The organism is Methylorubrum aminovorans (assembly GCF_022179725.1).
Lineage (GTDB): Bacteria > Pseudomonadota > Alphaproteobacteria > Rhizobiales > Beijerinckiaceae > Methylobacterium > Methylobacterium aminovorans.
The window spans coordinates 1-5,778 of sequence record NZ_BPRC01000066.1; the positions used below are offsets into that span (position 1 = coordinate 1).

General features: G+C 60.1%; 6 protein-coding genes. All 6 read left to right on the plus strand.

Features of this window, described 5'->3' with window-relative positions; genetic code table 11:
* Positions 1 to 193: 193 nt before the first annotated feature.
* Positions 194 to 1,963 carry an SIR2 family protein gene (locus tag MFF24_RS28295; protein ID WP_238229175.1) on the plus strand — a complete coding sequence of 590 codons (1,770 nt, stop codon included), beginning with the start codon at positions 194 to 196 and terminating at the stop codon, positions 1,961 to 1,963.
* A 128-nt stretch (positions 1,964 to 2,091) separates the two neighbouring features.
* Positions 2,092 to 2,658 (plus strand): LexA family protein, encoded by a 567-nt coding sequence (locus tag MFF24_RS28300; RefSeq protein WP_238229176.1) that lies wholly within the window; start codon positions 2,092 to 2,094, stop codon positions 2,656 to 2,658.
* 2 nt (positions 2,659 to 2,660) lie between these two features.
* Complete coding sequence (locus MFF24_RS28305; protein ID WP_238229177.1) at positions 2,661 to 3,086, plus strand: VOC family protein; 426 nt, start codon at positions 2,661 to 2,663, stop codon at positions 3,084 to 3,086.
* Between the two features lies 1 nt (position 3,087).
* Entirely contained in the window at positions 3,088 to 4,224 is a 1,137-nt protein-coding gene (locus MFF24_RS28310) for a Y-family DNA polymerase (RefSeq protein ID WP_238229178.1), read from the plus strand.
* Positions 4,225 to 4,436: 212 nt separating this feature from the next.
* On the plus strand, positions 4,437 to 5,252 hold the full coding sequence (locus tag MFF24_RS28315; RefSeq protein WP_238229179.1) for a GAF domain-containing protein: 816 nt from the start codon (positions 4,437 to 4,439) through the stop codon (positions 5,250 to 5,252).
* A gap of 144 nt (positions 5,253 to 5,396) precedes the next feature.
* The coding region (locus MFF24_RS28320) for a PAS domain-containing protein (RefSeq protein ID WP_238229180.1) at positions 5,397 to 5,778 on the plus strand (382 nt) is incomplete at its 3' end.

A 5,778-nucleotide genomic window follows, 5' to 3' on the forward strand; every position in this document is an offset into this window, starting at 1 on the left:
CGCGTCGCTGAGAACCAAGCGATCCTGAACGCTCAAGGCTGTCCTCCAAAAGACAGCCTTGAAGCACCGCTTACCCCGTCCGTGAACCCCAAGAGTCCACGCGGCCTAGGGGTCAGGGATGCAGCAGGATAAGTGCGTTAAATAATGAATTTTTTGCTATGATACAACTCAACGTTAATTCCAGGGGGCCTAGATGATCGATCCTGCCACATCGCTGGCGTTTTCAGCTTTTGAGAACAAAGGTGTTTTTGCGCTTCTACTTGGCAGTGGTATGTCACGGGCCTCGCAGATCCCGACCGGGTGGGAGATTATTTTAGATTTAACGCGGCGCGTTGGTGCGCTGGAAGAAGCTGGCGAGCCGACGGATTGGGCTGAATGGTATCGCAATCGGTTCGGCAAAGAGCCTAACTACTCCGACCTGTTAGATATGCTTTCGCATTCGCCGGACGAACGGCGGGCAATCCTGCATCGTTACATAGAGCCGAGCGTTGAGGACATCGCTGAGGGCCGAAAGGTTCCTACCAGGGCCCATAGGGCAATTGCGAAGTTAATTCGTGATGGCTTCATCCGCGTAATAATCACCACCAATTTTGATCGGCTTTTAGAAAATGCACTTCGGGATGAAGGTGTCGAGCCCACTTTTATCAAGTCTGATGACGACTTAGCTGGTGCAGTTCCGCTAATCCATAGTCGGTGCAACATCATCAAAATTCATGGTGATTATCTCGATACTCGTATCCGCAACACCGAGGAAGAATTACAGGGTTACTCGGTGGCCATGAACCAGCTCCTGGATCGGGTGCTGGACGATCATGGGCTGATTGTCTGCGGTTGGTCTGCAGACTGGGACCACGCCTTGCGGGCAGTTATCGAGCGTATCCAAAACCGCCGATATCCCCTGTTCTGGGCCAGCCGGGGCGTGCCGTCCCAAGTGGCTCAAGACCTGATTACTCATCGTAGAGGCGTCACGGTTTCAATTGCTGACGCAGATAGCTTCTTTGAACGGTTGCAGCAAAAGGTTGAGGTCCAAACCTCGCTTAATCAGGCCAATCCGCGCAGCATCGAGCTAATGGTGGCAAGTGCCAAGCGGTATGTGGCGAAATCTGAGTTTCGGGTACAGCTGCACGACCTTGTAGACGAGGAAGCGCGACGGCTGAAAACGTTACTTGGTGATGCTCGTCTAGGTGTCAATGATCCCTGGAGCCCAGATAACTTTCGGCAGATGGTTGTCTTATACGAGAGCGGTGCAGAGCCGCTTATCAAAATATTCTCGGCGCTTGGTCGTTGGGGAACAGGCTCTGAGCTCCCCCTTGTGACCGACATTCTTAAGCACTTTGGCAAGCACCGCGCGCTTGGCGGTCTAACCGTCTACATCAACCTGCGAACGTATCCTGCGGTACTGCTGCTGTACGCTTACGGTATTGGCGCCTTGAAGGCTGGCCGTTTTGAAAATCTTTTCCGCTGGCTAAGCACTCCTATCGAGATGGAAAACCGAGGCGAGCTTGAAGCGGCAGTCGCTTCCCTATTCCTTTGGTTCTGGGCCGGGGGTGACAATGACTATTGGAAGCATATAGAAGGCTATGAACGGCGTAAGACGCCGTTGAGCGACCATTTGCTTGAAATCATGTCACAGATGCTAGCGGATCTCGCGCTAGACAAAGATGAATTTGATCTGCTTTTTGAGCGGTTTGAACTTTACGCGTCCTTAGCTAATGGCACGCTGACAACGACTAAGGAGGGACTGGGGGAGGAGTTAAGTGGGCCAGCTCCACATAACTACGCCCGCATCCCTCTCGGCCGGATAGGCTGGAATAGTCAGACTCAACGTGTGTTGTTCGCAGAGCTTGCCACGCCCGAGGTTCAGCATCGGCTGCTCGAAGTCGGTTTTGGCAACGGTGACAAAGAGTTCCTCGAAATGATTGGAACAAGCTTGACCCGTCTTGCTGGAAGGATGCACTGGTAGGATTGCGGGTTATCCCCAGAAAACACACCCCTGCCTGCCAAACAGGCATTGACACAAGAAACTCTCTGGACCTTGGGGGCAGCCCGTCGTTTGATACTTGTAACAAGTACCAAACGAAAGCGCCGCCCATGCAGCACCATCGACCCGGCCGAGGCGGCCCGCGCGCTGGATCTGGCCAGCCTCGCAAAGAGCCAACAACCGTTGTGCGGTTGCCCCTGGACCTGGCAGCCGCTGCCAGGCGTGCCGCTGAGGCCCGTGGCGGCAACGCCAGCGGGATTGCGGCCTTTGTTCGGGGTGAGGCCCGCAGCAGCGCCACGGCGCCGCTCGTGACCGCCTCTGTGGCCTGTGGGTTTCCGTCCCCAGCCGAGGACAGCTTAGAGCGCCCGTTGGACCTGAACGAGCTGCACGGCATTGGCAGCCCGTCCGTGTTCCTGGTACGCGTGGCCGGGGAGAGCATGACCGGCCGGGGCCTGTTCCCCGGTGACGTAGCCGTGGTGGACAAGGCCCGCGAACCCAAGAGCGGGTGCGTGGTGGTGGCCTGCCTCAATGGGGATTTCACACTGAAAACCTACCTGCGGCGGCGCGGCCGGGTGATCCTTAAGGCCGAGAACCCCGCGTTCCCCGATATCGAAGTGCCCGAGGAAGCCGACTTTCAGGTGTGGGGCGTCGTCACCGGCAGCTCGCGGGTGTTCTAGCCATGGAGCCGCGTCTCAGCCTGATCACGCTCGGCGTGACCGACCTCCCCCGCGCTACGGCGTTCTATGAGGCTCTTGGCTGGCCCCGTAAGGTCAGGGCCGCCGAGGGCGTCGCTTTCTTTCAGCTCGGCGGCCTGGGCCTCTCGCTCTATCCGCGCGCCGACCTCGCCCTTGATGCCGGTGTACCGGTCCAGGCGCAGCCCTCGCAGGGGTTCACGCTCGCCTACAACACCCGCAGCCGTGCCGAGGTGGACGCGGTGCTGGCCGCTGCTGAGGCGGCCGGGGGCCGGATCACCAAACCCGCGCAGGACGCTGTTTGGGGCGGCTATCACGGGCATTTCACCGACCCGGACGGGTTCCTGTGGGAGATCGCCTGGAACCCCGGCTTTGCCCTCGCCGCTGATGGCAGCCTGAGCCTGCCGGACTGACATGGGCGGCACGGTCGCCCTGGTGGATTGCAACAACTTCTATGCCTCGTGCGAGCGGCTGTTTCAGCCGAGGTTGCAGGGAAGGCCGGTTGTCGTGCTCAGCAACAACGACGGGTGCGTGATCGCCCGCAGCAACGAGGCTAAGGCGCTTGGCATCGTCATGGGCGACGCCTGGCACCTGCGCCGGGCCGAGTTCGAGCGGTGGGGCGTGCAGGTGCGCAGCTCCAATTACACCCTTTACGGCGATCTCAGTGCCCGCGTGATGCGCGTGCTGGGCGACTTCACCCCCGACCTGGAGGTGTACAGCATCGACGAGGCGTTTCTCGGCCTCGATGGCTTTGCCGATCCGGAGGGCCACGCCCGCGCCCTGCGGGAGAGCGTTGGCCGCCGCACCGGCATCCCCGTATGCGTCGGGATCAGCACCACGAAGACGCTGGCGAAGGTGGCCAACCGCACCGCCAAGAAAGACCCCCACAGCGGGGGCGTGTGTTACCTGCCCGACGAGGCCAGCCAGACGGCCGCCCTGGCCAAGATGGAGCTGGGCGACGTGTGGGGCATCGGCCGCCGCCTGGCGCCGCGCCTGGCAGCCCTTGGCATCACCTCCCCGCTCAAGCTCCGAGATGCGGACCCCACCCGCATCCGCGAACGGTTCAACGTCGTCCTGCAGCGCACCGTGATGGAGCTGCAAGGCACCCCGTGCCTGGACCTCGAACAGGACAGCCCCGACAGCAAAACCATCTGCTGCTCACGCAGCTTTGGCCGGGCCGTGGAGGGCTTTGACGAGCTGGCCGAGGCGTTGACCGCCTACACCTCGTATGCAGCGCAGAAGATGCGGGCGCAGGGCCTGGCGACCGCCGCCGTCGTGGTGATGCTCACCACCAACCGGCACAGGCGCAAAGCCGAACAGGTGGAGTGCGAACTTCCGACCCCTTCCGGACCTTCCACTATGTCAGTTTGGATGTCGGCTGAGGAGGAGGAAGCGGACGCAGCCAGCCGCGTCTATGTCGTCTGCTCCACAGTCCTCGCCGCATGTCCGACTTCTTCGGTCCTGGCTGATCCACTCAATCAGCCCGGTCCAATGCCAGCCGGTCAGGTCAACTCCATCAGCCCCTCGGCTGCCGCTATGTTGAGAGCGTAGAGCTGTTTTTCGCACAATTTGCTGTGACGCCGACTGCTCCGCATCACTGCCATGCGGCCCTAGGCGTCACTTAGCCAAGCTTCTCCATCTACAAGGACCCGCTCGTTGTCAGCGGAGGGACATCGCTCCCGCGCCTGATCGTACCCATTCTCCGTTTTGAGCAGCGGCCTTAACGCAGAGCCGCCCGTCAAAGCGGACCGGCTGTGCATGTTATGATTAAGACCGCCTTCACATCACCGATGCCGCCGAGGCAGAACGAGAGCCGGCGCCTGGCAGCGCTCCATCGTCTCCAGCTGCTCGACACTCCGCCTAATCCGGCCTTCGACCGTATCACTCAGCTGGCTCAGTCGCTCTTCGAGGTCCCGATCGCACTCATCTCGCTCCTTGATGAGGATCGGCAATGGTTCAAGGCCAAGTGCGGCCTGAACGTCCCTGGCACACCGCGGGAGCAGGCGTTTTGTAACTACACAATCCTGCACGACAGCGTGTTCGTGGTTTCCGACGCCCGCGCCCATGCTGACTTCGCCTTGAACCCTCTCGTGACCGGGGAGCCGTTCATCCGTTTCTATGCTGGCGCGCCTCTCGTCGTCGCACCGGAAATCAGGATCGGCTCACTGTGCATTATCGACAGACAGCCACGCACCTTCAGCGATGAGGATCGGTGGCTGCTAGCCCGACTGGCTCAAGTTATTATAGATGAAATCTGGCTGAGAAGTCTTGCATCTGGACAGGGTCGGATGCCGCCCGATTCCCGGCAGCTCGAACGCAGTTCCGCAGTATCTTCTGTGATCACCGGCGTGCAGGTTCGTGCCGCCAGGGCGATGCTCAGTTGGTCCATCGACGAACTCAGCCTGAAAACCGGTCTCTCAGCAAACACGATCAAGCGAGTAGAGGCCGATGATCAAAGCCGGCCGAGCAGCCGCTCCACGATAACTAAGGTTAAGGAGGTCTTGGAAGGCGCAGGGGTTCTATTTATCGGCAACGACGCAGCCGCCCCGGGCGTACAACTTGTGCAAAATATTGATTAAATCAAAGATCAATTTAGCGGTTAACGAGCTTTTAGGGTCTGATTGCCCATCTTAGGCAACAGCAGACCGCCTGGCGGCAGTGCGGCGCTCCGGTCCCTCAAAGGGGCGTGGTTCAATCGAAAACGCCGCTTCTAGGATGGATGCATGTTGCTGTTCTCTCGCGGCGATCATGCCGTGCTGCACGCGGTAGGCTGTGCGCAGGGCATGGTGGAGTTGACGCCGGCCGGCACAGTATCAGGCGCCAACTCGCGCTATCTCAATCTACTCGGCTATACTCTCGACGAGCTGCGTGGCCGCTCGCTCGAAGCCGTTTTAGATCCGCACGAGGCAAGAAGCGGGGACCAGCAGAAACTCTGGGCGGCCGTCGTTCAGGGTGAAGCTCGGACATCATGCTCACGGCACCTCACCAAACACGGCAGCGAGGTCTGGCTGCAAGTCAGCTACTGCCCCGTCCTCGACCGTGCCGGCCGGGCGACGAAGATCATCCAGCTCTCGCTGGATGTCACTGCGCAGCAGCAGCGCAGCG